28 protein-coding genes are annotated in these 23,562 nt (G+C 62.8%); 12 read left to right on the forward strand and 16 right to left on the reverse strand.

The genetic code is table 11. From position 1 onward, the window contains the following. Positions 1–87: 87 nt before the first annotated feature. Together EOB80_RS32720 and EOB80_RS32725 are read right to left on the reverse strand one after the other, a co-directional pair. The gene (locus EOB80_RS32720; RefSeq protein WP_127332078.1) at positions 88–753 is read right to left on the reverse strand and encodes an outer membrane protein; all 666 of its coding nucleotides are present in this window, start codon (positions 751–753) and stop codon (positions 88–90) included. A 95-nt stretch (positions 754–848) separates the two neighbouring features. Then, positions 849–1,700 carry an alpha/beta hydrolase gene (locus tag EOB80_RS32725; RefSeq protein ID WP_127332080.1) on the reverse strand — a complete coding sequence of 284 codons (852 nt, stop codon included), beginning with the start codon at positions 1,698–1,700 and terminating at the stop codon, positions 849–851. A gap of 149 nt (positions 1,701–1,849) precedes the next feature. Between EOB80_RS32725 and ade the strand changes: the two genes are divergently transcribed. Beyond that, on the forward strand, positions 1,850–3,658 hold the full coding sequence (gene ade / locus EOB80_RS32730; protein WP_127332082.1) for an adenine deaminase: 1,809 nt from the start codon (positions 1,850–1,852) through the stop codon (positions 3,656–3,658). Positions 3,659–3,951: 293 nt separating this feature from the next. Here the strand turns inward: ade and EOB80_RS32740 are convergent, their stop codons facing one another. Further along, complete coding sequence (locus tag EOB80_RS32740; protein WP_127332084.1) at positions 3,952–5,115, reverse strand: alpha/beta hydrolase; 1,164 nt, start codon at positions 5,113–5,115, stop codon at positions 3,952–3,954. Positions 5,116–5,258: 143 nt separating this feature from the next. Continuing rightward, positions 5,259–6,332, reverse strand: coding sequence for an alpha/beta hydrolase (locus EOB80_RS32745; RefSeq protein WP_127332086.1), 1,074 nt, complete (start codon positions 6,330–6,332; stop codon positions 5,259–5,261). A 435-nt stretch (positions 6,333–6,767) separates the two neighbouring features. On the opposite strand from EOB80_RS32745, the gene ilvA reads away from it, so the two are divergent. Continuing rightward, positions 6,768–8,024 carry a threonine ammonia-lyase IlvA gene (ilvA, locus tag EOB80_RS32750; RefSeq protein WP_127332088.1) on the forward strand — a complete coding sequence of 419 codons (1,257 nt, stop codon included), beginning with the start codon at positions 6,768–6,770 and terminating at the stop codon, positions 8,022–8,024. Beyond that, on the forward strand, positions 8,021–8,599 hold the full coding sequence (locus tag EOB80_RS32755; RefSeq protein WP_164762812.1) for a DUF1697 domain-containing protein: 579 nt from the start codon (positions 8,021–8,023) through the stop codon (positions 8,597–8,599). Before ilvA ends, EOB80_RS32755 begins: the two co-directional genes overlap by 4 nt. An 8-nt stretch (positions 8,600–8,607) precedes the next feature. Here the strand turns inward: EOB80_RS32755 and EOB80_RS32760 are convergent, their stop codons facing one another. Both EOB80_RS32760 and gloA read right to left on the reverse strand, forming a co-directional pair. After that, complete coding sequence (locus EOB80_RS32760; protein WP_127332090.1) at positions 8,608–8,901, reverse strand: DUF2218 domain-containing protein; 294 nt, start codon at positions 8,899–8,901, stop codon at positions 8,608–8,610. A gap of 145 nt (positions 8,902–9,046) precedes the next feature. Next, positions 9,047–9,487, reverse strand: coding sequence for a lactoylglutathione lyase (gene gloA, locus EOB80_RS32765; RefSeq protein WP_127332092.1), 441 nt, complete (start codon positions 9,485–9,487; stop codon positions 9,047–9,049). A gap of 217 nt (positions 9,488–9,704) precedes the next feature. On the opposite strand from gloA, the gene EOB80_RS32770 reads away from it, so the two are divergent. From EOB80_RS32770 to EOB80_RS32785, 4 genes are all read left to right on the forward strand, one after another. After that, on the forward strand, positions 9,705–10,301 hold the full coding sequence (locus tag EOB80_RS32770) for a cold-shock protein (protein WP_032901396.1): 597 nt from the start codon (positions 9,705–9,707) through the stop codon (positions 10,299–10,301). A gap of 24 nt (positions 10,302–10,325) precedes the next feature. Beyond that, the gene (locus EOB80_RS32775) at positions 10,326–10,886 is read left to right on the forward strand and encodes a DUF192 domain-containing protein (RefSeq protein ID WP_127332094.1); all 561 of its coding nucleotides are present in this window, start codon (positions 10,326–10,328) and stop codon (positions 10,884–10,886) included. Between the two features lie 20 nt (positions 10,887–10,906). Beyond that, entirely contained in the window at positions 10,907–11,674 is a 768-nt protein-coding gene (locus EOB80_RS32780) for an alpha/beta hydrolase (RefSeq protein ID WP_164762813.1), read from the forward strand. A 104-nt stretch (positions 11,675–11,778) separates the two neighbouring features. Then, positions 11,779–12,072, forward strand: coding sequence for a hypothetical protein (locus EOB80_RS32785; RefSeq protein ID WP_127323139.1), 294 nt, complete (start codon positions 11,779–11,781; stop codon positions 12,070–12,072). A 91-nt stretch (positions 12,073–12,163) separates the two neighbouring features. Here the strand turns inward: EOB80_RS32785 and speB are convergent, their stop codons facing one another. The 7 genes from speB to EOB80_RS32820 all read right to left on the reverse strand — a co-directional run bounded on the left by speB (position 12,164) and on the right by EOB80_RS32820 (position 18,038). Further along, the gene (gene speB, locus EOB80_RS32790) at positions 12,164–13,129 is read right to left on the reverse strand and encodes an agmatinase (RefSeq protein ID WP_127332098.1); all 966 of its coding nucleotides are present in this window, start codon (positions 13,127–13,129) and stop codon (positions 12,164–12,166) included. Between the two features lie 12 nt (positions 13,130–13,141). After that, a complete protein-coding gene (locus EOB80_RS32795) occupies positions 13,142–13,912 on the reverse strand; it encodes a creatininase (RefSeq protein ID WP_127323115.1) in 771 nt (256 codons plus the stop codon). Positions 13,913–13,924: 12 nt separating this feature from the next. After that, positions 13,925–14,632 carry an SDR family oxidoreductase gene (locus tag EOB80_RS32800; protein WP_127323116.1) on the reverse strand — a complete coding sequence of 236 codons (708 nt, stop codon included), beginning with the start codon at positions 14,630–14,632 and terminating at the stop codon, positions 13,925–13,927. Continuing rightward, positions 14,626–15,381 (reverse strand): SDR family oxidoreductase, encoded by a 756-nt coding sequence (locus tag EOB80_RS32805; RefSeq protein ID WP_127332100.1) that lies wholly within the window; start codon positions 15,379–15,381, stop codon positions 14,626–14,628. Before EOB80_RS32805 ends, EOB80_RS32800 begins: the two co-directional genes overlap by 7 nt. Beyond that, complete coding sequence (locus tag EOB80_RS32810; RefSeq protein WP_127332102.1) at positions 15,378–16,148, reverse strand: ABC transporter ATP-binding protein; 771 nt, start codon at positions 16,146–16,148, stop codon at positions 15,378–15,380. Before EOB80_RS32810 ends, EOB80_RS32805 begins: the two co-directional genes overlap by 4 nt. Before the next feature lie 10 nt (positions 16,149–16,158). After that, positions 16,159–16,941: an ABC transporter permease gene (locus EOB80_RS32815; protein ID WP_245466500.1), complete on the reverse strand. Its 783-nt coding sequence runs from the start codon at positions 16,939–16,941 to the stop codon at positions 16,159–16,161. A 104-nt stretch (positions 16,942–17,045) separates the two neighbouring features. Then, the gene (locus EOB80_RS32820; protein WP_127332104.1) at positions 17,046–18,038 is read right to left on the reverse strand and encodes an ABC transporter substrate-binding protein; all 993 of its coding nucleotides are present in this window, start codon (positions 18,036–18,038) and stop codon (positions 17,046–17,048) included. Positions 18,039–18,159: 121 nt separating this feature from the next. Between EOB80_RS32820 and EOB80_RS32825 the strand changes: the two genes are divergently transcribed. Beyond that, positions 18,160–19,065, forward strand: a complete 906-nt coding sequence (locus tag EOB80_RS32825; RefSeq protein ID WP_050596708.1) for a LysR family transcriptional regulator — start codon at positions 18,160–18,162, stop codon at positions 19,063–19,065. A 30-nt stretch (positions 19,066–19,095) separates the two neighbouring features. Here EOB80_RS32825 and EOB80_RS32830 read toward each other — a convergent pair whose 3' ends face one another. Next, complete coding sequence (locus EOB80_RS32830) at positions 19,096–19,701, reverse strand: hypothetical protein (RefSeq protein ID WP_127332106.1); 606 nt, start codon at positions 19,699–19,701, stop codon at positions 19,096–19,098. 147 nt (positions 19,702–19,848) lie between these two features. Here EOB80_RS32830 and cysE point away from each other — a divergent pair, with 147 nt between their 5' ends. After that, positions 19,849–20,697 carry a serine O-acetyltransferase gene (gene cysE / locus EOB80_RS32835; RefSeq protein WP_127332108.1) on the forward strand — a complete coding sequence of 283 codons (849 nt, stop codon included), beginning with the start codon at positions 19,849–19,851 and terminating at the stop codon, positions 20,695–20,697. Positions 20,698–20,848: 151 nt separating this feature from the next. Beyond that, positions 20,849–21,052: a DUF3126 family protein gene (locus EOB80_RS32840; protein WP_013531334.1), complete on the forward strand. Its 204-nt coding sequence runs from the start codon at positions 20,849–20,851 to the stop codon at positions 21,050–21,052. A gap of 63 nt (positions 21,053–21,115) precedes the next feature. On the opposite strand, the gene EOB80_RS32845 is transcribed toward EOB80_RS32840, so the two are convergent. Further along, positions 21,116–21,841 (reverse strand): hypothetical protein, encoded by a 726-nt coding sequence (locus tag EOB80_RS32845; RefSeq protein WP_127332110.1) that lies wholly within the window; start codon positions 21,839–21,841, stop codon positions 21,116–21,118. 125 nt (positions 21,842–21,966) lie between these two features. On the opposite strand from EOB80_RS32845, the gene EOB80_RS32850 reads away from it, so the two are divergent. Beyond that, positions 21,967–22,308, forward strand: a complete 342-nt coding sequence (locus EOB80_RS32850) for a hypothetical protein (RefSeq protein WP_127291442.1) — start codon at positions 21,967–21,969, stop codon at positions 22,306–22,308. A 19-nt stretch (positions 22,309–22,327) separates the two neighbouring features. Further along, a complete protein-coding gene (locus tag EOB80_RS32855) occupies positions 22,328–22,855 on the forward strand; it encodes a gamma carbonic anhydrase family protein (protein ID WP_127332112.1) in 528 nt (175 codons plus the stop codon). A 54-nt stretch (positions 22,856–22,909) separates the two neighbouring features. On the opposite strand, the gene EOB80_RS32860 is transcribed toward EOB80_RS32855, so the two are convergent. After that, positions 22,910–23,458, reverse strand: a complete 549-nt coding sequence (locus tag EOB80_RS32860; protein WP_127332114.1) for an ankyrin repeat domain-containing protein — start codon at positions 23,456–23,458, stop codon at positions 22,910–22,912. Between the last annotated feature and the right edge of the window lie 104 nt (positions 23,459–23,562).

Below are 23,562 nucleotides of genomic sequence, written 5' to 3' on the forward strand. Positions count from 1 at the left end.
CCGCCCACTGGGAGCGTCGGCCGCCCTTCCATGAAAGAGCCCTTTGAGTGGTTGCCTGGTCCGGCAGCGTCGCGATTGTGGCCCTGCTCAGAACTTGTAGCTCAAATTGATGCCTACCGTGTTGAGCTTCACGTTCTGATCGCGATCGTTGAAGGGTTCCGCTACGTCGTAGTGCTCGGAGCCGAAATCATAGTAGCGATACTGTGCGCCGACGACGAACTTGTCGGTCAACGCGTAGTCGACGCCGGCACCCGCGGTCCAGCCGACATTCGTGCGCGTGCTGGCGAACGCCGGACCCGCGACTTGCGATGTTTCGATGCCGGCAAAGGCGACGCCGCCAATGCCGTAGACCAGCAGGCGATCCATGGCGTAGCCGGCCTTGGCGTTGACCGACCCGAACCACTTGATGTCGGTGCCGAATGTGCTTCCCAGGGCCGATACCGTCGTTCCGTCGATCGAGGAATAGTTGAGGTCTGCCTCGGCGCCCAGCACCGCCTGGTCGAATTGCCACAGTCCGGCGACATGGCCGCCGACAAAACCGCCGTCAACGTCGGGTGTGGCCGAAAACGGCTCGCCCTCTGTTCCTGATATGTCGGACCGACCCCAGCCATAGCCGGCTTGCATGCCGGCATAGTAGCCGGTCCAGTCGAAGCCGGGCGCGGTCATCGGAACATCGGCCGCTGGGTCGGCGGCGAAAGCCGGCACGGCCAGAGCGGCAAGAAAACCGGCACTTGCGACCATCAGGCGATACATCGAACTCCCCGAAATGACGGTTCAGAAAGATCCTCGCCAGAAGGATAACCGCATTCGCCGCAATCGCAATCCCCCCTGTCGCCGCACAGAATCCTCTATTTGGCGTCGATGAAGTCCAGCACAGCCTGGTTATATTCATCCGGCGCTTGCAGCATGGCGAAATGACTGGCGTTGGGCAGGATAATGAGCTTCGCGCCCGGGATGGCGGAGGCGATATATTCGGTGTGTTCGCGCTTGATCGCTTCATCATGGTCGCCGGCAACGATCGCCGTCGGCGTGGTTATCTCAGCGAGCTGCTCCTTGGTCCACGCCGGCTCGGTCTCCCACATATGGCTTATCTGCGCCACGAAGGCGTCATACTGGTCCGGTGTCTTCGACATCTTCTTGTAGTCGCGGCCGGAGCGGTCGATGTAGGCGGCAAAGGTCTTGTTGGTCATCACGCCCGGATCGACGCCGTCGGTGGTTACGTTGGCGGCTTGCGCAAAGAGCCTTGTCAGCCGCTCCGGATGATGCAGTGCGATGTCGATACCGATAATTCCGCCATCGCTCCAGCCGACGAGCGCGGTCTTGTCGATCTTCAGGTAATCGAGCAGCGCCAGATAGTCCGACGCCATCAAGTCATAGCCATAGGGCTGCTCGGTGCGGGTGGAGCGGCCGTGACCACGGCTGTCGGCGACGATCACCTTGTGCCTCTTGGAAAACGTGGCCACCTGGCTGGCCCAGATGTCGGCGTGGCCGAGGCCGCCATGGATGAGCAGCACGGGGTCACCCGCTCCGAAAACGGCGTAGTACATCTGGATGCCGTTAACCGGCGCATATCCGCTCTGATCGGGTTTGGGCATGGCCGCAGGCTCCGGCAAGGTCTGCCAACGTTCCTCGGCGGCGGCAAAAGCGCTCGAGGCGGCGAACAGGATGACGATGGCGAACACTTTGCAAAACCGGGTCATGTCTTCCCTCATATGGTTCGGTCCGCGGTCAGCATCGCCTTCCAGCCGGATTAGTCAACAAGCTCTCCCTGACCGCGGCGTGTCGGACCGACGGCTCTGGCGGCGCCCGCCGACATTTGCGAGACTGGCGACAACCGAAGGAATCGCGAATGACGAAAGCAACGCTCGCAAAACCCAGACCGTGGACCGAGATGGCGACACACCTGGTCGATGTCGCCATGGGGCGCAAACCCGCTGACCTGGTCGTCCGCAACGGCCGTTGGGTGAACGTCCATTCGGGCGAGATCATCGCCGGCACCGACATCGCCATCGCCGGCGGTCGTTTCGCTTATTGCGGGCCGAACGCCAGCCATGCCATCGGCCAGGGCACCAAGGTGGTCGACGCCGGCGGGCGCTATCTGGTGCCCGGCCTCTGCGACGCGCATATGCATGTCGAAAGCGGCATGGTGACGGTGACCGAGTTCTGCCGGGCCGTTATTCCGCACGGCACCACCTCTATGTTCATCGACCCGCACGAGATCGCCAATGTGCTTGGCCTGCCCGGCGTGCGGCTGATGCATGACGAGGCCGTCGCCATGCCCATCAACGTGCATGTGCAGATGCCGTCCTGCGTGCCCTCGGCGCCCGGGCTGGAACATGCAGGCGCCGAGTTGACGGTCGCCGATGTCACGGAGGCAATGAGCTGGGAAAACATCATCGGTCTTGGCGAAGTGATGAATTTCCCCGGCGTCGCCGCCAACGATCCTGTCATGTCGGGCGAGATCGCCGCGACGGTGAAAGCGGGGAAAACGGTCGGCGGCCATTACGCCTCGCGCGATCTCGGCCTGCCGTTCCATGGCTATGCCGCCGGCGGTCCCGAGGACGATCATGAGGGCACACGCGCCGAGGATGCCGTCGCCCGTGTGCGCCAGGGCATGAAGGCGATGCTGCGGCTGGGCTCGGCCTGGTACGACGTCGCCTCGCAGATCAAGGCGGTGACGGAGAGCGGCATCGACCCGCGCAATTTCATCCTGTGCACCGACGACAGCCATTCCGGCACGCTGGTCCAGGAAGGCCATATGGACCGCGTGGTGCGCCACGCCATCCAACAGGGCTTGAAGCCGGTGACGGCGATCCAGATGGCGACGCTCAACACCGCCCAGCATTTCAGACTGGAGCGCGAGATCGGCTCGATCGCGCCGGGCCGGCTGGCCGACCTGCTGATCGTCTCGGATCTCGCCGCAATGACCATCGACGAGGTCTATGCTCGCGGCGTCAGGGTGGCCAAGGGCGGCAAGCTCGAAATCGATATTCCGGCCTATGATTACCCGAAGACGGCGAAGAACACCGTCAAGCTCGGCAAGAAGCTGAAGGGCGACGACTTCGACATCACGGCGCCCAAGGGCGCCAATGAGGTGCGGGTGCGTGTCATCGGCGTTATCGAGAACCAGGCGCCGACGCGCGCGCTGGAGGCCGATCTGCCGGTCGAGGACGGGCTGGTCGCCATGGACCGCCGCAACGACATCTGCCAGATCGCGCTGCTCGAGCGTCACCGGGGCACGGGCGGCGTCACCAACGCCTTCGTTTCCGGCTTCGGCTATATCGGCGACTGCGCCATGGCGTCCAGCGTGGCGCATGACGCCCACCACATCATCTGCGTCGGCACCAACAAGCAGGACATGGCGCTGGCCGTCAATCGCCTGGGCGAAGTCGGCGGCGGCGTCGTGCTGTTCTCCAAGGGCAAGGAACTGGCGCTGGTCGAAATGCCGATCGCCGGGTTGATGTCGGACGAGCGGGCCGAGATCGTCGCGGCCAAGGCAGAGAAGCTCACCGAGGCGATGCGCAAGATGGGCTGTTCGCTGAACAACGCCTACATGCAGCACTCGCTGCTGGCGCTGGTCGTCATTCCCGAACTCAGGATTTCCGATGTCGGCCTGATCGACGTGACGACGTTCCAGAAGGTCGATCTGTTCGTCTAGGATTGTTGATATTCAGGCCATGCCCGGCGGGCAATCGCTTCAGGTTCGAATTCACCTTTGCCGAGCGTCGGCGCCGCCCCTCATCGCCCTGCCGGGCACTTCTCCCCGTATAGTGACGGGGAGAAGGGGCTGGCCGCAACCTAGGCGTAATTTCTGTAACGTTGGTGATTGGCGAAATCATAAATGACAGCGCCCCTCTCCCCGTCACTATACGGGGAGAGGATGCCGGCAGGCAGGTGAGGGGCAGCGCCGACTTCGACACCTGATGGTCTCCACCAGGAAGCTGCCCCCGGCTACCCGCCGGTGGCGATGGTCAGCACCTTGAACGGCGTGGTGACGACGATTTCCGCGACCGAGCCGACGGCCTTGCCCAGGCCCTGACCGAGATTGTTGAGCTGAGTCGGGACGGGCTCGTCCGAGGCAAGGCCGGCAGGCGCCCGCAGCCGATCGCCCAGCAGTTGCACCAGCATTGGGTTGTCGGCGAATTTGGCGTGGTTGAGGCGGTCACCGCCCTTGGCCTGGGAAAGGTCGACCACCGACACGCCATAGCTGGCGAGGTCGGCCGCATCGCCGTAATCGCCGACGCGCGGCTTATCGCCCGAGATCAGGGAGGACAGCTTGAGAGCCCGGTCATCCGCCGAGAGCAGGATGGCGAATGGCTTGTCGGGTTTGCCGTAACGGATCATCTGTTTCTTGAACACGTCGACATCGATGTCGGGCGAGGCCAGGATGACATAACCGAGTTTGTCGTCGAGATCGCGATCGCCGGTGATGGCAAGCTGGCGCAGAGCCTCCATGGTCACCCAGGTCCCCATCGAATGGGCGATGATGTCGATGCTCTTGACCTTGGTCTTGGCCAGCATCCTGAGCGTCGCCTCGAGGTCGTCGCGCGCTGCGTTGGCGCTTTCCTTGTCGTAGATGTAACCCGTGGTCTTGCCGCTCGAAGCCCATGAGAACAGCACCGGCGTGCCGGGATATTTCGTGTCGTGCGCGATCTGCGTCAGCCGGTAGATGCCGTCATCGAAGCCGTTGTTGAAGCCGTGCACGAAAACCAGCGCACGGTCGCCGCGCATGGCGATGTCGGCGCCGACCGCCTTGGCGAACTGCGGCGCGCCTTCATAGAAGGTGACGTCCTTGGCGGTGAAATCCTTGGCCGGGTTGCTGTTTGCCGATCCCTTGGCCCGCTCGATGGCGCCGACCTGGTGGTTTTTCGGGACGGTGACGTCGACACGGGCAAAGCTGGTGGTCAGCGAGCGATCGCCGTCGAACACCTGTCGCGGGTCCTTGGTTGCCCTCTGGCGGGTGGTGGCGACGAAGATTTCATGCGTGGCCGCGATGTCGGAAGCGGGCACCGTGACCATCGTCTTGTTGAGCAGGTCGTGCGTTTTGCCGCCGGCGCAGCCGGTGACAGCGAGCGCCAATGCAACGACGAGGTAGCTCTTCGAACGCATGGTCATACGCCGGCTCCCGCCAAGGGGGACGTCAAACGCGTGACGTCGCTGGCTATTCCGATAAGGCCAGAGACCGGCGCGGTCCAGTTCAAAGTGAATCCACACGTCCGCGATGCCGCGCAGGCACGGCGAAAACCGCGGGACCGCACCTATTGGCCAAGCAGGCTGATGCGGTCTGTCACGTCACGGTCGCTGGCAAAGCCGTCATCCTCGCGCAGCCGCTGGCCGATCATCTTCACCAGCGTCGGATTGTCGGCGAACTTCGTGTGGTTGAAGCTGTCCGATCCCTTGACCTTGGACAGGTCGACGACCGACACGCCATAGGAGGCGAGATCGGCGGCATCCTTGTAGTCGCCGACGCGCGGCCGGGATCCGGCGATCAGGCCGGAGAGCCGCAGCGCGCGGTCGTCGTCCGACAACAGCAGGATGAACGGCTTGTCGGGCTTGCCATAGCGCCGCATCTGGCTCTTGAACACGTCGACATCGATGTCGGGCGAGGCCAGCACCACGTCGCCGAGCTTGCCGCCGAGATCGCGGTCGCCGGTGATGGCCATCTGCCGCAGCGTTTCCATGGTGACCCAGGTTCCGAGCGAATGCGCGACGATGTCGATGCGCCGCGCGCCGGACTGCTCCAGCATCCTGAGCGTCACCTCCAGCTGGTCGCGGGCGGCGCTGGCGCTTTCCTTGTCATAAACGTAGTCGGTGGTCCTGGCGCCCGATGCCCAGGAAAACAGCACGGGCGTGCCGGGATAGCCGGAATCATGGACGATCTGGGTGAGGCGATAGACGGCGGCATCGAAGCCGGTGTTGTAGCCATGCACGAAGACCATGACGCGGCCGCCACGCGCCGCGATGTCGGCGTTGAGCGCGCTGGAGAATTTCGGCTGCGTGTCGTAGCCGACGACCTCGGAAGCCATGAAATATTTGGCCGGGTCATCCGACTTGCCGCGCGAGCGGCGCTCGATCTGGCCGGTCTTGTGAAGCCCCGGAACGGTGACGTTGACGCGGGCATAGTTCAGCGTCGCCGAGCGTTCGCCGTCGAAAACCTTGTTGGGATCGTCGGACTTCTTGCGCGTCGTGGCGATGAAGATCGAGTGGTTGCCGGCGATCTCCGTCACCGGCGCGGACACCATGGCGCTGCCCAGCAATTCCTGTGTTTGCTGGCCGGCGCAGCCGGCGACGAACAAGGCCAGGAGAACGGTGAAAATCTTCTTCAAAGGCACGCCTGAATTTCCAACTCCGGCCGAAAGGCCTGTCTATCCTCACGATACCTCCCGGACAGGCAGAGTGCGGCAGAACTAAGTCATGTCCAGTCGAAATGTGATCGGCGCGCCGCTGCGGCCATCGCAGTGTTGCGCGAATGCCAAAATGGCGGCGTCGCCGCCGGCCTTCCAATTCCCGCAGAGATAGCGATTTTAAGCCGCCTGATGCCAGGGGCATGAGAATGTACCCACAAGTAACTGAAAATATTCCGCAAAGTTTCCGCTTGGAAGGACGTGAATGATGGACGATGGCGCCGCGTTGCCGGATATGCAATAGGCGAACTCGCGCCGCACCTGGTCCTGGCGCTCAACAGTTGGACGTGCGCGACCCGATCAAAGATAGAGGTCGGCGGACAGCATGCAACGCAAGGTGGTTTTCGCTAAGGGTGGTTTCCGATGAACAGTTTCTCTTCCCGCGTTGCTGCCGCTGCCGCCGCGATCCGCCAGATCTTTCCTGAAACGCCGCTCCAGGAAAACGATTATCTGTCGAAAAAGACCGGTGCGCGGGTGCTGTTGAAGCGCGAGGACCTGTCGCCGGTCCGCTCCTACAAGATCCGCGGCGCCTTCAATTTCTTCCGCAAGACACTGGCGGCCGGCAACGAGGCTGAACTGTTCGTCTGCGCGTCCGCCGGCAACCACGCGCAGGGTTTTGCTTTCGTCTGCCGCCATTTCGGCAGGCGAGGCGTCGTGTTCATGCCGGTGACGACGCCGCAGCAGAAGATCGACAAGACCAAGCTGTTCGGCGGCGATTTCATCGAGATCAGGCTGGTCGGCGATTTCTTCGACGACTGCTATCGCGCGGCCCTGGAATTCACCGACAGTTCCGGCGCCCATATGGTGCCGCCCTTTGATCACAAGGACATTATCGAGGGCCAGGCAACCGTCGCCTACGAGATCGCGGATCAGATGCCGGGCGCCCGCATGCCCGATATCGTCATGCTGCCGGTCGGCGGTGGCGGACTTGCCGCGGGCGTCACCCATTATTTCGCCGATCAGGGCAGGGAAGCACGCTTCGTCTTCTGCGAACCGGCAGGCGCGCCGAGCCTGCGCGAAAGTCTTGCGGCGGGAAAACGGCTCAAGCTCGCCAAGGTCGACAATTTCGTCGATGGCGCCGCGGTGGCCGAGATCGGCCGCGAGCCGTTGCGTCATCTCAAGGATTTTCCGGCCGAAACGGTGCGGCTGATCCCGGAAAACCGGCTCTGCGCCACCATGATCGAAATGCTCAACGTCGAAGGCGTCGTGCTGGAGCCGGCTGGCGCGCTGGCGATCGATGCGCTCAAGGATTTCTCCAAGAAGGAGATCAGGGGCAAGACCATCGTTGCCGTGGTTTCGGGCGGCAATTTCGATTTCGAGCGGCTGCCGGACGTCAAGGAACGGGCGCTACGCTTCGAGGGGCTGAAGAAATACTTCATCATCCGCTTTCCGCAGCGGCCCGGCGCGCTGCGAGACTTCCTCGAACTGCTCGGGCCCGACGACGACATCGCCCGTTTCGAATATCTGAAGAAATCGGCGCGCAATTTCGGTTCGGTGCTGATCGGCATCGAAACCAAGGACCGCCGCAATTTCGATCTGCTCAAGGCGAAGTTCGAGGCCGAGGGCGTCCAGTATCAGGACATCACCGACAACGAGACATTGGCCGGGTTCATCATATGAGCGATCGGGATCAAATAATTGATCCGGGAATAATCTTCGTCGCGCTGTTTTCCGGCATCAATGTCGGCGGCAACCGCATCGTCAAGATGGCGGAGCTGCGGTCGTTCTTCGAGGATCTCGGCTTTTCCGATGTCGCCACCTATGTGCAGAGCGGCAATGCCGTGTTCCGGGCGAAGAAGGGCGACGCGGCGACGCTGACGAAACAGCTCGAAACAGCCTTCGAGAAGAAATGGGGTTTTTATTCGCGCATCATGGTGCGCGATCTTTCCTGGTTCGAGCGGCTGGTGAACGAAAACCCTTACCCGGAAGTTGCCGGGGACCATACCAAGCTGCATGCCTATGTGATGGAGCGCGAGCCGACAGCGGACGAGGTGGCGCGACTGACCGAAAAGTGCACCGGCCCCGAACGCTTCGAGATCAAGGGCGATGTGCTCTACTTGCACGCGCCGGACGGGCTGGGCAAATCGGTGTTTGCCGGGCTGATCCCGCGCACGCTGAAAGTGCCGGGCACCGCGCGCAACTGGCGCTCGGTGCAGGCGCTGCTGGAGATGGCCGCTCCGGCCGGTGGGAAGTAAGTCGCCGCCTAAGCTGCCGGAGCGGGTTTCCAATCGAAGGTCAGTTCTTCGCGGAAAGCAAAGCGCTTGATGTGATCGGCGACAACGCCCTCCAGGCGCTCGATCGATCCTGCTTCGTCAGTCGACACCGTGATATGCAGTGTCGCCGCATCGGCATCCATGACGGTACGGCCCATTGAGAGATCGATGGTGCCGTGGGTGGGATCGAACTCGACCGGGAATTTGTGCGCCCAGTGCTTGCACAGCTGCTGCAGGTAGCGGCTGGCATGTTCGGTGGTGACGTCGGCATGGCTGGTCGGCATGAATTCTCCTGGGCAAGCGCCTGTTGCATGGCTGGGCGCCGGCCCAAGCCTGGCGCCTCAGCCAGACAGATAGGCGCCGCCCCTGAAAAACCAAACGGTGCCGGTCCGTCAGCCTGGTATTGTTCGCTCAAGACAGCGTGATCGGCTACCAGCTTCCGGTGTTCGCCATCGAAGCCCAGGGCTCCGCCTTGGCCTTGGCCGGGCCTTTCTGTAGAAGCTCGATCGAGATGCCGTCCGGCGACTTGACGAAAGCCATGTTGCCGTCGCGCGGCGGCCGGTTGATGATGACGCCATTGTCCATCAGATGCTGGCAGGTGGCGTAGATGTCGTCGACCTCATAAGCGAGGTGGCCGAAATTGCGTCCGCCCTTGTAGTCTTCCGGATCCCAATTGTAGGTCAGTTCGACCAGCGGTGCCTTGTCGGCGATGCCGCTTTGCTCGTCTTCGGAGGCCGCGAGGAAGATCAGCGTGAAGCGGCCTTGCTCGTTTTCGTAGCGGCGCACTTCCTTGAGGCCGAGCTTGTTGCAGTAGAAGTCGAGCGAGGCATCGACGTCGGTGACGCGGATCATGGTGTGCAGATAGCGCATGTGATTTCCTCGATAAATTGCGTTGCGGCGCAACATAGGGTCGGCCCTGTCAAAGGGCAATCGTGCGGCGGTGCGCAATGCCAGCAAAGAACAAATCCGGTATTGCCCAAATGAACCGTGAAAAAAGGCACGGCAGGTCTTGCACAGACCGGAAGCCGCAGTGTTAATCTGTTGGCAAGAATCAGTTGCGGTGTTCTTGAAAAAAGGGGGCATTCTTATGGGGGAAAAGGCCTCTTTGACGGGGCGGGACGGACCCCTCGGCGACGCCTTGCAGCGTGACGAAGGCGGCGATGCCGCGGACTTGCTCGAAATAGCCGGCGCCATCAAGTGGTTCGATGTGGCCAAGGGCTATGGTTTCATTTTGCCGGATGACGGCATTTCCGGCGATATCCTCCTCCATGTGACATGTCTTCGAAGGGATGGCTTTCAGACGGCCCTGGAGGGCGCACGCGTGGTCTGCCTCGTCAAACATGGCGACCGCGGATTGCAGGCCTTCCGAGTGCTCTCTATGGACGTCACCACCGCGGTCCACCCGGCCGAGATGCAGGAGCAGCGCACCCATGTCGCGGTGACGCCGGAGAGCGGTCTCGAACGCGCCCTGGTGAAATGGTTCAACCGCACCAAGGGGTTTGGTTTTCTCACCCGCGGCGAGGGCACCGAGGACATCTTCGTCCATATGGAGACCTTGCGCCGCTACGGTATCACCGAGCTTCGGCCGGGGCAGGTCGTGCTGGTGCGTTTCGGACGCGGCGACAAAGGCCTTATGGCCGCCGAAATTCACCCCGATATGGGGACCTTGCCGGTCTCGCACTAGGGCGTTTCCGGCCGAGGATCTCGAATGGCTTACAGGAACTGGCTGACCGCGGGCGCGATGTGCGCGATTGCCTTCATCGCCGCCGCCGGTGGTTACTTCTATTCCGAAAAGCCGACCTCGGCGGACAGCCGGGCGATGATCCTTCCGGCCGATCCGACGCCATTGGTCGTGATGACGAAAGGCGGTGATCGCTCTTTTTCCATCGAAGTCGCCGACACCGCCGCGGAGCGCGAGGCCGGCTTGATGCACCGCCATGACATGGCGGACAACCACGGCATGCTGTTCGTCTTCGAGGTCCAGCAGCAGGTCGGCTTCTGGATGCACAACACGCCAATGCCGCTTGATCTGATTTTCGTCGGCCAGGATGGCAAGATCCGGGCGGTCAAGCACGGCGAGCCGCAATCGGACGCCGTCATTTCGCCCGGCGTACCGGTGCGCTTCGTGCTCGAGCTCAAGGCCGGCACTGCCGCCAGGAACGGCATCGAGTATGGCGACCTTTTGCGCCATCCGGCCGTGGGCACGGTATCCGGCCCCGGCATGCCACCAGCCGACAATGGCGATGCGCCCAATGGCGGTGGCGGTTGAGCACGCAGGCGGGATCGCAGATGCAGTTTTTCATCCATGACGGCTTCGACCTTGCCTTCCTCGACCGCCAGCCGGAATCGGGCGAGGGCGATCCGGTGCTGATGATCCATGGCTTTGCCTCGAGCCATTATGTCAACTGGGTGTCGCCCGGCTGGTTCAAGACGCTGAACGATGCCGGCTACCGCGCCATCGCCTTCGACAATCGCGGCCACGGCTCGTCGTCGAAGAGCTATGATGAGGCCGACTACACGCCGGTCAAGATGGCTTCCGATGCCGCTGCCTTGCTCGGCCATCTCGGCATCGAGCGCGCCCATGTCATGGGTTATTCGATGGGCGCTCGCATCGCGGCGTTCATGGCGCTGTCCGATCCAGACAAGGTGGCGACGCTGGTCTTCGGCGGTCTCGGCATCGGCATGGTCGACGGTGTCGGCGATTGGGATCCGATCGCCGCCGCCTTGCTTGCCGATGATCCGGCCGCCACCAGCCATCCGCGCGGCCGGTCGTTGCGCGCCTTCGCCGACCAGACCCGCAGCGATCGCCGGGCCTTGGCCGCTTGCATCGCCAAATCGCGCGAATTGCTGAGCGAGCAGGATATCGCCCGCATCGCCCAGCCGACGCTGGTCGCCGTCGGAACCACCGACGACATTGGCGGCTCGCCCGATGAGCTTGCAGCGTTGATGCCGAACGCCAGCGCCTTTCACATCGAGGGCCGGGACCATATGCTGGCCGTCGGGGACAAGACCTTCAAGCAGCGCGTGCTGGAGTTCTATGCCGAAAATCCGCTCTGAGCGGACGGCGAGGGGAGCGGGCAACAGTGGGACAATGGGGACGAAGCACGGCTGCCGTGCCGGGCGCGGTCGCGCAAGGCAGACTCGGCAAACGTTCGGTCATAATGGCATTGTTGGCGTTCGCGGCAGGGGCACTTGCCATAACCATTCTGGTGGCGATGCCGAGCGACGCCTCGACACTTGCGCAGAACATCGCCACCGGTTTCTTCATGGCGGTGTTTCTGCTCGCCGCTCCGCTGGCGCACATCACCGGCGCGGTTTTCGGCGTGATGGCGCTGGTGCGGTCGAACGACAGCCGCGCGCTTGGCGTTCTAGGGATCATCCTCAACGGGCTGTCGGTGATGGCGGGCCTAGCCATTCTGGCGATGCTGGCATCGACAATAGGGGCGTTCACGTGATCTTGCGCGATCCCGGCTTGCCGCGGTTCGCGATGGTCCTGGTTTGAGCATTGCCTGGCGGCGACGCGTCAGGCGGCTTTGACGCTTGCGCTCAGTCTGGCGCTCTCCCTGCTTGAACCGACTTCGCCATCACGCACAGCAGCTCGAACATCATCGTCGCGCCGGCGAGCGCCGTCATTCCACCTAGGTCGAAAGGCGGCGCCACCTCGACGACGTCGGCACCGACAATGGTCAATCCGTCGAGCAGGCGGACCATTTCCTGGGCCTCGCGGGTGGTGAAGCCGCCTAGCTCGGGCGTTCCGGTCCCAGGCGCCATCGACGGGTCGATGCAGTCGATGTCGAAGGTCACATAGATGGGCGTATCGCCGACGATGCCGCGCGCCTCTTCCATGACGCTGGCCGCGCCCCGCCTGACGAACTCCTCCATGTAGATGATGCGAATGCCTTGGGCGATCGCCCAGTCATGTTCGCCGGGTTCGTATATCGAGCCGCGGATGCCGATCTGGACGATGCGCCTGGGATCGAGCAACCCCTCTTCGATGGCGCGGCGGAATGGCGTGCCATGCGTATAGGGATTGTCACCGAAATAACGGTCGTTGGTGTCTGAATGCGCGTCGAAATGGATCATGCCGATGGGCGCCTTGCGGGCCACGGCGCGCAGCACCGGCAACGTCGTCAGATGATCGCCGCCCGCTGCAAGCGGAATGGCGCCCACTGCCACGATCGCCGCGATGCCGTCCTCGATGCGCTTCAGCCCGTCCACGAGGTTGATCGGATTGACCGAGAGATCGCCGACATCGGCGACGTTGGCGATGCTGAACGGCTCCGTTCCCGAGACGTGATGGGCGCGCCGCATCAGGCTCGACTGGTTGCGGATCTCGCGCGGGCCGTGCCGTGCGCCGGCCCGATTGGTGGTGCCGCCGTCCCACGGAATGCCGACGAGCGCGATGTCGAGCCCTTCCGCGCTTGCCACGGCCGGCAGTCTCATGAAGGTCGAAAGTCCGGCGAAGCGAGGAACGGCGGAAGCGTCGATCGGCTGGAAGAAATTGCTGCTCATGGTGTCGGCACCTCAGAAGAATTCACGTTTGACGATTTCCGCAATGCGGGTCTCGCAGTCGGCGAGCAGCCACCGGCCCTTTTCGGCTGATGAGCCCTCGGTCAGCGACAGCACGCCGGATGGCGGCACTTCCTCGGCTGGCTTGGGATAGCGATCATATGGCCTGAACTGCGCCGGGCCGTCATGCAGTGCCTTGCCGAGGTCGACGAGCTCGGGACGCAACGCCAGCATCATCGAGGTTTCGATGACGCTCGCATGTTCCAGCTCGATGCCGGGATAACCATCGGGGAACACTTTCGCCAGCGTCTCTGTGCGCACCATTTCCCAATGATCGATGCGCAGGATCGTCAGATCCGTCGCTCGTTCGCGGCCGATGGCGTCGAGCGCCAGTTCAATGCCCTCGATCGACGGGCCGATGTTCTCGTAGTGGCCGTTGAGGACAACGATGCGCCGGACCTTCTGGCGATAGAGATCGCAGATCACATCCTTGACCAGCAGCGAAAACGTATGCGCCGTGATGTTGATCGTGCCGGAGAAGGCCGGGCCGCCGCCTGTTCTCGGCTGCGAGCGGTTGCCGTAAGCGATGGTCGGCGCGACGAGGCCGCCGACCTGCTTCGCCACCGTCTCGGCGATGGCGGTGGGAAGCACAACATCGACATTCATCGCCATGTGGTGGCCGTGCTGTTCGGTCGAGCCGAGCGGCAGGAAGATGGGAGCGCCGGCGGCGATCCGCTTCTCGGCTTCGGGCCATGGCAGTTCAGCGAGGAGAACTCGGTCTTTCATGATCATCTCGTTTCAAAGCATCGCCGCGCCACCATTGGCGCCCAGGCATTGTCCGGTGAAGAAGGTGGCGCCGGGGCCGGCAAGGAAAACCACCGCGGAGGCGATCTCATCCGGGCGGCCGATCCGCCCCAGCGGGTGTGTTGTTTCAAGCGCGCGCTGGCTCTCGCTCAACGCCTCGAAACCGAGAAGCGGCGTGTCGGTTGGCCCCGGCGCCACGGCGTTGACCAGTATGCGAGGCGCAAGCTCGCGCGCCCAGGAGCGGGTCAGGCCGAGCAAGGCCGCCTTGGTCGCGCAATAGACCGAGGCGTTCGCCCGGCCGAGATAGGCGAGTTCGGAGGCGATGTTGACGATGCGGCCGCCATCGGGAAGGTACGGCAGGACTTCCCGCGCCACGATGATGGCGCCGCGCACATTGACGGCAAACATGCGGTCGACATGATCGAGCGAAATCGCCTCAAGCGGTGCTTCCTGGAGGATGCCGGCATTGTTGATCAGGATGTCGTAGCCGCCGATCCGTTGCGCGCCCTGCTTGACCGCGGCAATGATGTCGGCCTCATTGGCAAGGTCGCAGGCAAGGATCGGGATATCGCCTTCAGATGCCTTGAGATCGAAGCCGAGAACCATGGCTCCGGCGTCCCGTAAGGCGAGCGCGGTCGCGCGGCCGATGCCGCTGGCCGCACCGGTGACCAGCGCGCGTTTTCCGTGCAATGGAGTTACCAAGGCACTTCTCCCCTGTCGACGCCGAGCGACTGCCCGGTGATGTTGGCCGCGAGATCCGACGCCAGGAACAGATAGGTGCCGGCCATGTCGGCCGGCTCCATCAGGCCGGGCAGGGCTTGCGCGCCGACGATGTCTTCGAGCACTGCTGCTTCACTGACGGCGCCTTGCTCGGCCATGCGGCCAAGCGAGCGCATCGATGCTTCCGTGCGGACCCATCCCGGACAGACCGCATTGACGCGGATGCCCCTCGATCCAAGTTCCTTGGCCCAGGTTTTCGTCAGCCCGATGATGGCGTGCTTGGAGGCGACGTAGGCGCCGAACCGCGCTTCGGCGACGCGGCCCCAGATCGAGGCGGTGTTGATGATCGAAGCGCCGGCCTGCATGCGCGGCAAGGCGCGCGCGGTGACCAGCGCCGTGCCGATGATGTTGATCTCGATGATGCGCCGGAAGGCGGCTTCGGCCTCGTCGCTGCTGTCGGTGATCGGCGTCATCAGCTCGAGGCCGGCATTGTTGATGAGCACGTCGATCCGGGAGATCGGTTCGAGTGCCGCCCCGACCGCCTCGCGGTCGGCGATGTCGGCCTCCGTGCCTGTGGCGCCCAACTCGTGGGCCCGTTCGTGCACGGCCGCGTCGTTGGCAATGAGGTGCAGGCTGGCGCCGGCCTGGGCGAAGCCCTTGGCGATGCCGAGCCCGATGCCTCGGCTCGCTCCGGTGATCACGACCGTCTTTCCGGAAAAGGAGAGGCTCATACGACCACTCCGGTTTCGTTGCGGATCAGATGCAGGACCTTGTTGCGCAGCTCGAAGAATTTCTGGGTTTCGCGAATCTCCAGCGGCCGGTCCGGGCCAAGCTCTGCCGCCACGTCGATATCGGCGACGATCGAGGCTGGACGGCGCGAGAACAGGATGATCCGGTCGGCGAGAAATACGGCTTCTTCCACGTCGTGGGTGACGAAGATGATGGTCTTTTCCTCGCGGATCTGGATCTGCCGCAGCTCGACCTGAAGCCGCTCGCGCGTCAGCGCGTCGAGGGCGCCGAAAGGCTCGTCCATCAACAGCACGTCTGAGCCTGCGGCGAGCGTGCGGGCTATGGCCACGCGCTGGCGCATGCCTCCCGAGATCCGGTTTGGATAGGAGTTGGCAAAGTCGGCGAGCCCGAACAGCTTGAGATAGTGGCTGATACGCTCGGCTCTTTCGGTGGCACCGAGGTCCTTCCTGTAGCGCATGCCGAAGGCGATGTTGTTTTTGACCGTCAACCAGGGAAACGACGAATAGGACTGGAACACCATGCCGCGCCGACGGTCCGGCCTGACGACCTTTTCCCCGCCAAGCAGGATTGAGCCCGAACTCGGTTCGTCGAGGCCGCCGACCATGCGCATCAAGGTGGTCTTGCCGCAGCCCGATGGGCCAAGGAAGACGACCAGCGAATTGCGCTCGAGGCCAAGGCTGGTGTTTCGCACGACATCGACGGGGCCGAAGGACTTGGCCGTGTCGACGAATTGAACATATCCGGTCATGTCATGCTCCTTACAGATACCGGAACAGCCGGCGGTGAAGCAGGCGCAAAAGCTGGTCGGTAACAAGGCCGATCAAGCCGATGACGACGACGCCGGCCATGACCTCGGGCGTCTTGACGAAGCGCCGGGCCGTCCAGATCACATAGCCGATGCCGGAATCGGCGGCGACGATCTCGGCGATGATCAGATAGGTCCAGCACCAGCCGAGCGTGATGCGCAGATTGTCGAGCAGCGTCGGGCCCATCCAGCGCAGGGCGACGTCGACCATGACCTGCCTCGAATTGGCACCGACGGTGCGGGCGACTTCGACGAACTCCTGCGGCACGCGCCGCATGTCGTCGGCGACGAGCAGCACGAGCTGGAAGAACGTCCCCAGCCAGAGCAGGAAGATCTTGGTCTCCTCGCCGACGCCGAACCAGATGATCGACAGCGGCACGAGTGCGGGGACCGGCAGGTAGCGGATGAAATCGATCATCGGCTCAAGGGCGGCGCCGACGATCCGGTAGCTGCTCATCATGATGCCGATCGGGATCGCCATGACGGCGGCCAGCAGGAAGGCAATCCAGACACGGGTGGTCGAAACCGCGACGTGCCAGAGCAGGTTCTGTTCGGTCAGCATCGTCCACAGCGCGACGACGACGCGGCTCGGCGACGGCAGGAACTGCGGGGCAATGATGCCCGCGCGCGCCGCCAGCTCCCACAGGGCAATAACGAGCGCAGCCGCAGCGACACTGACGGCAAACTCCAGCATCGGCGATCCGCGACCGCGGAAGACGAACAGGCTGCTGAACAAATCACTATCCCCGGATGATCGAAAGAACGGTCGTCACCGGCGGTAAGCCGGAATGACATCGCTGCCGACAGCCGAGACAAGCTGCCGGCCCGGCCGCGCGGCCGCTATTTCGCCGGGATCTTGTTGATCGCCGAACTGTCGATCTGGTCCGCCGCCACCAGTCTGTTGTCGGCGGCGCCGTTCTCCAGGTTTAGATCCATCACCGTGTCGAATATCCCGTGCAACGTGCCTTTTTCTCCCGGCTTGCCCATGTAGGCCAGGGATTCTGCAAGCGTCGTGTAGGACAGGCTGGAGTTGACGATGTCGGTCACTTCGGCAGGCGTCAGGCCGAAATGCTTGGACGCCATGTCGGCGAATTTTTCCGGCTCGGCCTTGATGAAATCGATCGCCTCATAGATGCAGCCGAGAAATTTTGCGTATTTGTCGGGGTTCGCCTTGAAGTCGTCGTTGCGGGCGATGATCGCGTCGATGATGATGCCGCGATGATCCTTGGACGAGATCAGCATGCGGGCACCGGTGCGGGTCGAGGCCTTCAGCGCCTGCGACATGAACGGTTCGTAGGTCGCGATCGCGGCGATCGATTCATCGACGAAAACCGCGCCCGTATCGGCCGTCGCGATGTCCTTGATCTGAAGATCCTTCAGCGACAGGCCGGCCTGCTTCAACTCCATTTGCAGCAGTAGGCGCGAAGGGATGTTGGGCTCGGCCGCGACGACCTTGCCCTTGAGATCGGCAACCGACTTGATCTTGTCATCGGTGATGACGCCGTCGCCGCCGACGGATTCGTCGATCGTGCCGATGATGATGCCGGGCGTCGAAGCATCGCGCGGGCGCCCCTGATATTCGCCGACCGAGCGCATCTGCATCTCGATGTCACCGCGCGCCATCGCCGCCATGACGTTGGTCAGGTCGTCCTCGAACTTGATGCTGACATCAAGGCCCTTGGCGGTGAAGCAGCCCAGGTCGCTGGCGATATGGACAGGCGCAAATCCCAGCCATGTCGGCGCCAGGATGCGGATCTGGTCGGCGCTGAGGGCGAGTTGCGAACTGGCGAGCAGCAGGGCTGCGGACAAGGCGGTGCCGAGTAACGGTTTCATGATTGTTCCCCAATTTTGTTCCGTACAGGCTCGCGATTTCAGACATTGATGTAAATGAGTTTATTTAGAACGATACATCGAATAACATCGATGCTTCGTTCTGTGCATCATGGGGAATGGCATGCGCCGGCTGGACAATATCGATATCCGCCTGCTGCGCGTTTTCGTGGCGCTGGCCGATTCAGGCGGGTTCGCCGCTGCGCAAATCACGCTCAACCTGTCACAGCCGACGCTGAGCACGCATCTGGCGGAACTGGAGAAACGCATCGGTGCCCAGCTCTGCCATCGCGGGCGCAAGCAATTCCGCCTGACCGAGGTTGGACAGGCAACCTACGATGCGGCGCAGAAGCTGTTCCGCGACCTTGATGATTTCGGACATCGCATCAATGCAGCCAGCGGCAGCCTGTCGGGCCGCTTGCGGGTTGGCACGTCGGATGGGGTCTTCACCAGTGGCGAACTGGGTATCCAGCACGCGCTCAGCCGCTTCATGGGGCCGGATTCCGACGTCTTCATCGACCTTTCGGTGGGTACGCCGTCCGAACTCGAGCAACAAGTTGCCGATGGCGGTCGCGACGTCGTCATCGGGCCGCTGTCGCAGAAAGCGCCTGGGGTCGTCTATCGCGACTATTGCGGCGAACCGCATCTTCTCTATTGCGGCCGCCGGCACCCGCTCTTTGCGATGCCCGATTCAAGGATCGATCAAGGCGCCGTCGACGCTGCGCGGTTCTCGGTGCGCAGCTATCGCCATTTCGACGACCTCTACCTTGTCGGCCATCCCAGGGCGAGTGCATCGGTCGTTCACATGGAAGCGCAGTTGATGCTGATCCTGTCGGGCAACTTCATCGGCTTTCTGCCGTGCCATTTTGCCGATCCCTGGGTCGCGGCCGGAGACATGCGGGCCATCAAGCCAAGGGCCTATTCGTTCAGTTCCATACACCGCGTCGCCTATCGCAAGACCGACGCCCAGCGCTCGCTTGTTCAGGCGTTTCTCGGTGCATTGTTCGATGCAACGCCCGTGGCGGGATAGGGAGACATGCAAGCGCGCCACCGGCGAAGATCACAAAGGGGTTTGCAGGGCCTGCAATGACCGCGTCATGTTTTCCCTGGCCTGCGGTTCGAAGCGCTGGCGAAACTCTTGCGTGTGGAAGATGTGCGGGCGGGCGAGGAAAGTCTTCAGGACCGCACTGCGTCCGGCTCGCCACATCGGCTCCTCCACCCAGTGGTACTCGCGCCGCACGGCGCGCTCATAGGCGTCGAAGGCGTCCGGCGCGGCTCCCAGGATCGACAGGTCCATATCCAGGAAAAGACTTGCGTCCCGTGTGGCCGCCGCGTCTTCGAACGGCGGCACCTGGTGCGTGGCGGTGGCGACGATCATTGCCGAGATGCGGTTGAGGCGTGAAGGATTTGCGCGGCCCGCCAGCTTTTTCTCGGCAAGGGCAGCACTTTGCGCCTCATTGTCCTTGGCCTTGCTGTCATAGACGGCATCGTGGAACCAGATCGCCGCTTCGATCGCCTGGGGGTCGCCGAGCAATTCTCGACAGTCGCCAGCGAGCGCCAGCATCGCCTCGATATGGGAAAGATTGTGATAGTGGCGGCCTGGCGCCCGGTAGAGAGCCGAAAGCTCGCTTTTCAGCGCGTCGTCGATCAAGGGTTCGTTTTCCATGGCTGCTTGAATTCCCGCGAACCAAATCCATTTGACAAAGCACTAAGGAAAATTGAGTTCAATCGTGCTATCATCTGGCTTATATGTGCGGCCAGGCAACAGGCAAGCACAACAGGCAAGCCAGGCAGGACGCAGGACGAGACGGCGATGAACAGCATCAGCATTTCCCGACACAGCGCATTGAAGCCCGTCGATCCGATCTGGCGTTCGATCCGCGACGAGGCCATGGAGGCTGTCAATCGCGACCCGCTGCTCGCTGCATTCCTCTATTCGACCATCCTCAACCAGGACAGCCTGGAAGAAGCAGTCATTCACCGGCTGGCCGAGCGGCTGGCGCACCAGGACATCGGCTCCGACCTCATCCGCCAGACGTTCAAGTCCATGCTGGCCGACGACAAGGAGTGGCCGACGACGGTGCGTGTCGACATCCAGGCCTATTACGATCGCGATCCGGCTTGCGACCGCTTCATCATGCCTGTGCTCTATTTCAAGGGGTTCCACGCCATACAGACCCATCGGCTGGCGCATTGGCTGTGGAACCAGGGGCGCAAGGATTTCGCGCTCTACCTGCAGAGCCGCTCGTCCTCGGTTTTCCAGACCGACATCAACCCGGCCGCCCGCATCGGCAAGGGCATCTTCATCGACCACGCCACCGGCCTCGTGGTCGGCGAGACTGCTGTCATCGAGGACGACGTGTCGATCCTGCATGGCGTGACGCTGGGCGGCACCGGCAAGGCCGGCGGCGACCGTCACCCCAAGATCCGCTACGGCGTGCTGATCGGCGCCGGCGCCAAGATCCTCGGCAACATCGAAATCGGCCATTGCTCGAAGATAGCGGCCGGCTCGGTGGTGCTGTCGCCTGTGCCGCACAACAAGACGGTTGCCGGCGTGCCGGCCCGCGTCGTCGGCGAGACCGGCTGCGATCAGCCGTCGCGCCAGATGGACCAGCTTCTGCCGTCGCAGACGACGGATCAGGTCGTCAGCTTCGACATCTGATTTTCACGGCGCCGTCGTCTGCTGTCGGATTCCGGCCGCGGGCAGGAGCGGGCGGTTGTCTCGCCTTATCAGGCCGCTTGCCTTTACATCGCCATTGTCGACGTGCCAGAAGCGCGTTCGAACGAGCAAGCCCGATGATCGGAGAAGACTGTTGAAGCCGGACGAAATCAGAAAGCTGGACGCCTATTTCAAGCGCGTCTTCCAGAACCCCAAGCTCGAGGTCAAGGCGCGGCCGCGCAAGGACGATTCGGCCGAGGTCTATGTCGGCGACGAATTCCTCGGCATCGTCTTCAAGGACGAGGACGACGGCGACTACAATTTTTCGATGGCAATTCTCGACATCGATTTGGCCTGAGCCAGCAAATCTTGCGGTCGGTCGGCTCCATGCGGCCGGCCAGCCGGTTCCCTTGAAGCGTTCTTAGCGTCCCGCCTTCAGAACGCGCCCCGCTTCGGTGGCGATTGCCGCGTCGAGCGCCTGCCAATCGCCCAGAAACTCCCTTGGGAAGCGATAGGTGAGGCTGAGTTGGTCGCCGACCTGGATGTCGCGCTCGCAAGGCGCCAGTGATTGGTCGGCACTCGGTCCGCTCAGGCAACGGGCCACAAACGGCTCCTTGCCGGGGCGATTGCCGACAACCAGCACCTCGTTCAGATAGCCTGATTTCTCGTTAAAATCATAAATCATCGTGCCGCCAGGTCCGGCAATGCCGGGTTGGGTGATCAACGCGCTGTAGATCGGCGCGAAGCGGCCACTCATGTCACGCGACATCATCTGCTGTTCGAAGGACAGGAAGACGATGCTTTTGGCTGTCCCCGTATGGTTGAAATCATCCCGCGCGGCCTCGCTGTAGCCGTCCATCTGGGGATAGCGCAGATAGAGGTCGAGCCGCGAGGCGATGCCGTCGCGCCGGGCCTGGGCGAAACGGATGGCGTTGGCCGGGACCGTGATGACATTGTTGCCGATCACCACCTGGTGCATCGTTGCGTCGTCGGTGTATCCGGCCATGGCGATCGAATGGCCAAACCATTTGCCTGCAAGGCTGATCGCTGCTGAAAGCAGGGCCAGCGCCGCGAATCCGTAGAGCACCCGCTTCATCAGCGTGGAATCGACCACGGTGAGTTCGTTGGCGAGCGCTGCCTGCTTCATCTCAGTCCTCGGATCTCGGGCCGCCCGTCCGCCTCCAGTGTCCCTGGGCGGCACACATCGTACGGCACGGCTCTTGCAGCCTGCGTGGAACGACTGTGCAATTTCATGGTAAATGGAAAGTTAAGATGGGACCGCTGGAACTCACACTCTTTGCTTTTGCCGTCGGGTTGACGGCCTGCGGGCTGGCCGGATCGGCTATGGAACTGGTGTCGGGCCGCAAGGTCGCCTTCACCGAACCCTATGTGTCGCCGTCACATGTCTTGCGCTCGCTGCTCGCCACGGCCTGTGCCGGACCCTTCATGCTGGTCAATGATGCCATCGATGCCCGGCGTCAGCGCCGCATTTCAACGTTGGCGCTGATGTCCTGCGGCTGCACGGCAATTGCGTGGACCTTGGCGCTGGGCGTCGTCGTGCTTGCCATTGCCTCATGGACGGTCCGTCTCCTAGGGTCCGAGCTGCCAGGCTGAGACGATTCGGAGACCAGAAATGCCGCTTTATGCGATCGATGGAACAGAGCCCAGCTTCGCCGATGCGGATTCGAACTGGATCGCGCCCGATGCGACGCTGATCGGCGACGTCAGGGTCGGACGCAATGCCGGCTTCTGGTTCGGCGCCGTCATCCGCGGCGACAATGAGCCCATCGTCATCGGCGCCGACACCAATGTGCAGGAACATACTGTCATGCACACCGATCCCGGCTTCCCGCTGACGATCGGGGAAGGCTGCACGATCGGCCACCGCGCCTTGCTGCATGGCTGCACGATCGGTGACAACAGCCTGATCGGCATGGGCGCCATCGTGCTGAACGGCGCGAAAATCGGCAGAAATTCTCTGGTTGGCGCCGGCGCGCTGGTCACCGAAGGCAAGGAATTCCCGGACAATTCGCTGATCGTCGGCTCGCCTGCCAAGGCGATCAGGGTGCTGGACGACGCGGCCGTTGCAAGGTTGCGCGGTTCGGCGGCGCACTACGTTGCCAACGGCAAGCGCTTCCAGGCGGGGTTGAAGAAGGTCTGAGGTCAGCCTGGCATTTGCTGGCGGTGGTTTCGTCGCGCCCCAACTCACTGTCCGTCAGTTGCGCCCGGCCATCGCATCGCGCAGCAAGGAAGCACCGCCTTCAAAGCCGGCAATCTCGGCTTCCTCGATCGCGGTCCTGTAGTCATCGATGCGGGTTTCGAGCACCGGGTCGGCGCCCGCCGCCAAAAGCAGGCCGATCGCATCGACACTGCGGATGGCCACCGAATAGTGCAGCGGCGTCCAGTCGTTGACGCCCCGCATGTTGGGGTCGGCGCCAGCTTCGATCAGCACCCGCACGATGTCCAGCCTATCGGCGCGATCGGTGGACAGCGCCGCAATGATGGACGGAAACCCGCCATGATCCCTGTAATTCGGATCCGAGCCCGCATCGAGCAAGGTCGAGATGAAGCCGACGGGGCTCCAATAGATCGCATATTCCAGCGGATGCCCGAGGCCGAGCTCGAACGGCATGCGCTCGTCGAACCAGCGGGAAGAGCCGCCCAACGCCACGCCGAGGCCCTCGAAGTCGCCGGCCTTGAAGGCATCGTCGATAGCCTTGAACAGGCGATGGCGCTCGCATCGATCTTCCGGGATTTCCAACATGGCCGTGATCCAGAAGGCGAAAACCAACGGGCTATAGTGCCTCGATCTTCCGTGCGTGGGAAGGCGGGACGATTCGACTGAATGAGATTGGGATCTTCCAGCCT

The sequence above is a fragment of the Mesorhizobium sp. M7A.F.Ca.MR.245.00.0.0 genome, assembly GCF_003997415.1.
Taxonomy (GTDB): Bacteria; Pseudomonadota; Alphaproteobacteria; order Rhizobiales; family Rhizobiaceae; genus Mesorhizobium.

Coding starts and splice junctions, on each gene's coding strand:
- EOB80_RS32720 (WP_127332078.1), bottom strand. CDS start 753: ATGTATCGCCTGATGGTCGCAAGTGCCGGTTTTCTTGCCGCTCTGGCC.
- EOB80_RS32725 (WP_127332080.1), bottom strand. CDS start 1,700: ATGACCCGGTTTTGCAAAGTGTTCGCCATCGTCATCCTGTTCGCCGCC.
- ade (WP_127332082.1), top strand. CDS start 1,850: ATGACGAAAGCAACGCTCGCAAAACCCAGACCGTGGACCGAGATGGCG.
- EOB80_RS32740 (WP_127332084.1), bottom strand. CDS start 5,115: ATGACCATGCGTTCGAAGAGCTACCTCGTCGTTGCATTGGCGCTCGCT.
- ilvA (WP_127332088.1), top strand. CDS start 6,768: ATGAACAGTTTCTCTTCCCGCGTTGCTGCCGCTGCCGCCGCGATCCGC.
- EOB80_RS32755 (WP_164762812.1), top strand. CDS start 8,021: ATGAGCGATCGGGATCAAATAATTGATCCGGGAATAATCTTCGTCGCG.
- EOB80_RS32760 (WP_127332090.1), bottom strand. CDS start 8,901: ATGCCGACCAGCCATGCCGACGTCACCACCGAACATGCCAGCCGCTAC.
- gloA (WP_127332092.1), bottom strand. CDS start 9,487: ATGCGCTATCTGCACACCATGATCCGCGTCACCGACGTCGATGCCTCG.
- EOB80_RS32770 (WP_032901396.1), top strand. CDS start 9,705: ATGGGGGAAAAGGCCTCTTTGACGGGGCGGGACGGACCCCTCGGCGAC.
- EOB80_RS32775 (WP_127332094.1), top strand. CDS start 10,326: ATGGCTTACAGGAACTGGCTGACCGCGGGCGCGATGTGCGCGATTGCC.
- EOB80_RS32780 (WP_164762813.1), top strand. CDS start 10,907: ATGCAGTTTTTCATCCATGACGGCTTCGACCTTGCCTTCCTCGACCGC.
- EOB80_RS32785 (WP_127323139.1), top strand. CDS start 11,779: ATGGCATTGTTGGCGTTCGCGGCAGGGGCACTTGCCATAACCATTCTG.
- speB (WP_127332098.1), bottom strand. CDS start 13,129: ATGAGCAGCAATTTCTTCCAGCCGATCGACGCTTCCGCCGTTCCTCGC.
- EOB80_RS32795 (WP_127323115.1), bottom strand. CDS start 13,912: ATGAAAGACCGAGTTCTCCTCGCTGAACTGCCATGGCCCGAAGCCGAG.
- EOB80_RS32805 (WP_127332100.1), bottom strand. CDS start 15,381: ATGAGCCTCTCCTTTTCCGGAAAGACGGTCGTGATCACCGGAGCGAGC.
- EOB80_RS32810 (WP_127332102.1), bottom strand. CDS start 16,148: ATGACCGGATATGTTCAATTCGTCGACACGGCCAAGTCCTTCGGCCCC.
- EOB80_RS32820 (WP_127332104.1), bottom strand. CDS start 18,038: ATGAAACCGTTACTCGGCACCGCCTTGTCCGCAGCCCTGCTGCTCGCC.
- EOB80_RS32825 (WP_050596708.1), top strand. CDS start 18,160: ATGCGCCGGCTGGACAATATCGATATCCGCCTGCTGCGCGTTTTCGTG.
- EOB80_RS32830 (WP_127332106.1), bottom strand. CDS start 19,701: ATGGAAAACGAACCCTTGATCGACGACGCGCTGAAAAGCGAGCTTTCG.
- cysE (WP_127332108.1), top strand. CDS start 19,849: ATGAACAGCATCAGCATTTCCCGACACAGCGCATTGAAGCCCGTCGAT.
- EOB80_RS32845 (WP_127332110.1), bottom strand. CDS start 21,841: ATGAAGCAGGCAGCGCTCGCCAACGAACTCACCGTGGTCGATTCCACG.
- EOB80_RS32850 (WP_127291442.1), top strand. CDS start 21,967: ATGGGACCGCTGGAACTCACACTCTTTGCTTTTGCCGTCGGGTTGACG.
- EOB80_RS32855 (WP_127332112.1), top strand. CDS start 22,328: ATGCCGCTTTATGCGATCGATGGAACAGAGCCCAGCTTCGCCGATGCG.
- EOB80_RS32860 (WP_127332114.1), bottom strand. CDS start 23,458: ATGTTGGAAATCCCGGAAGATCGATGCGAGCGCCATCGCCTGTTCAAG.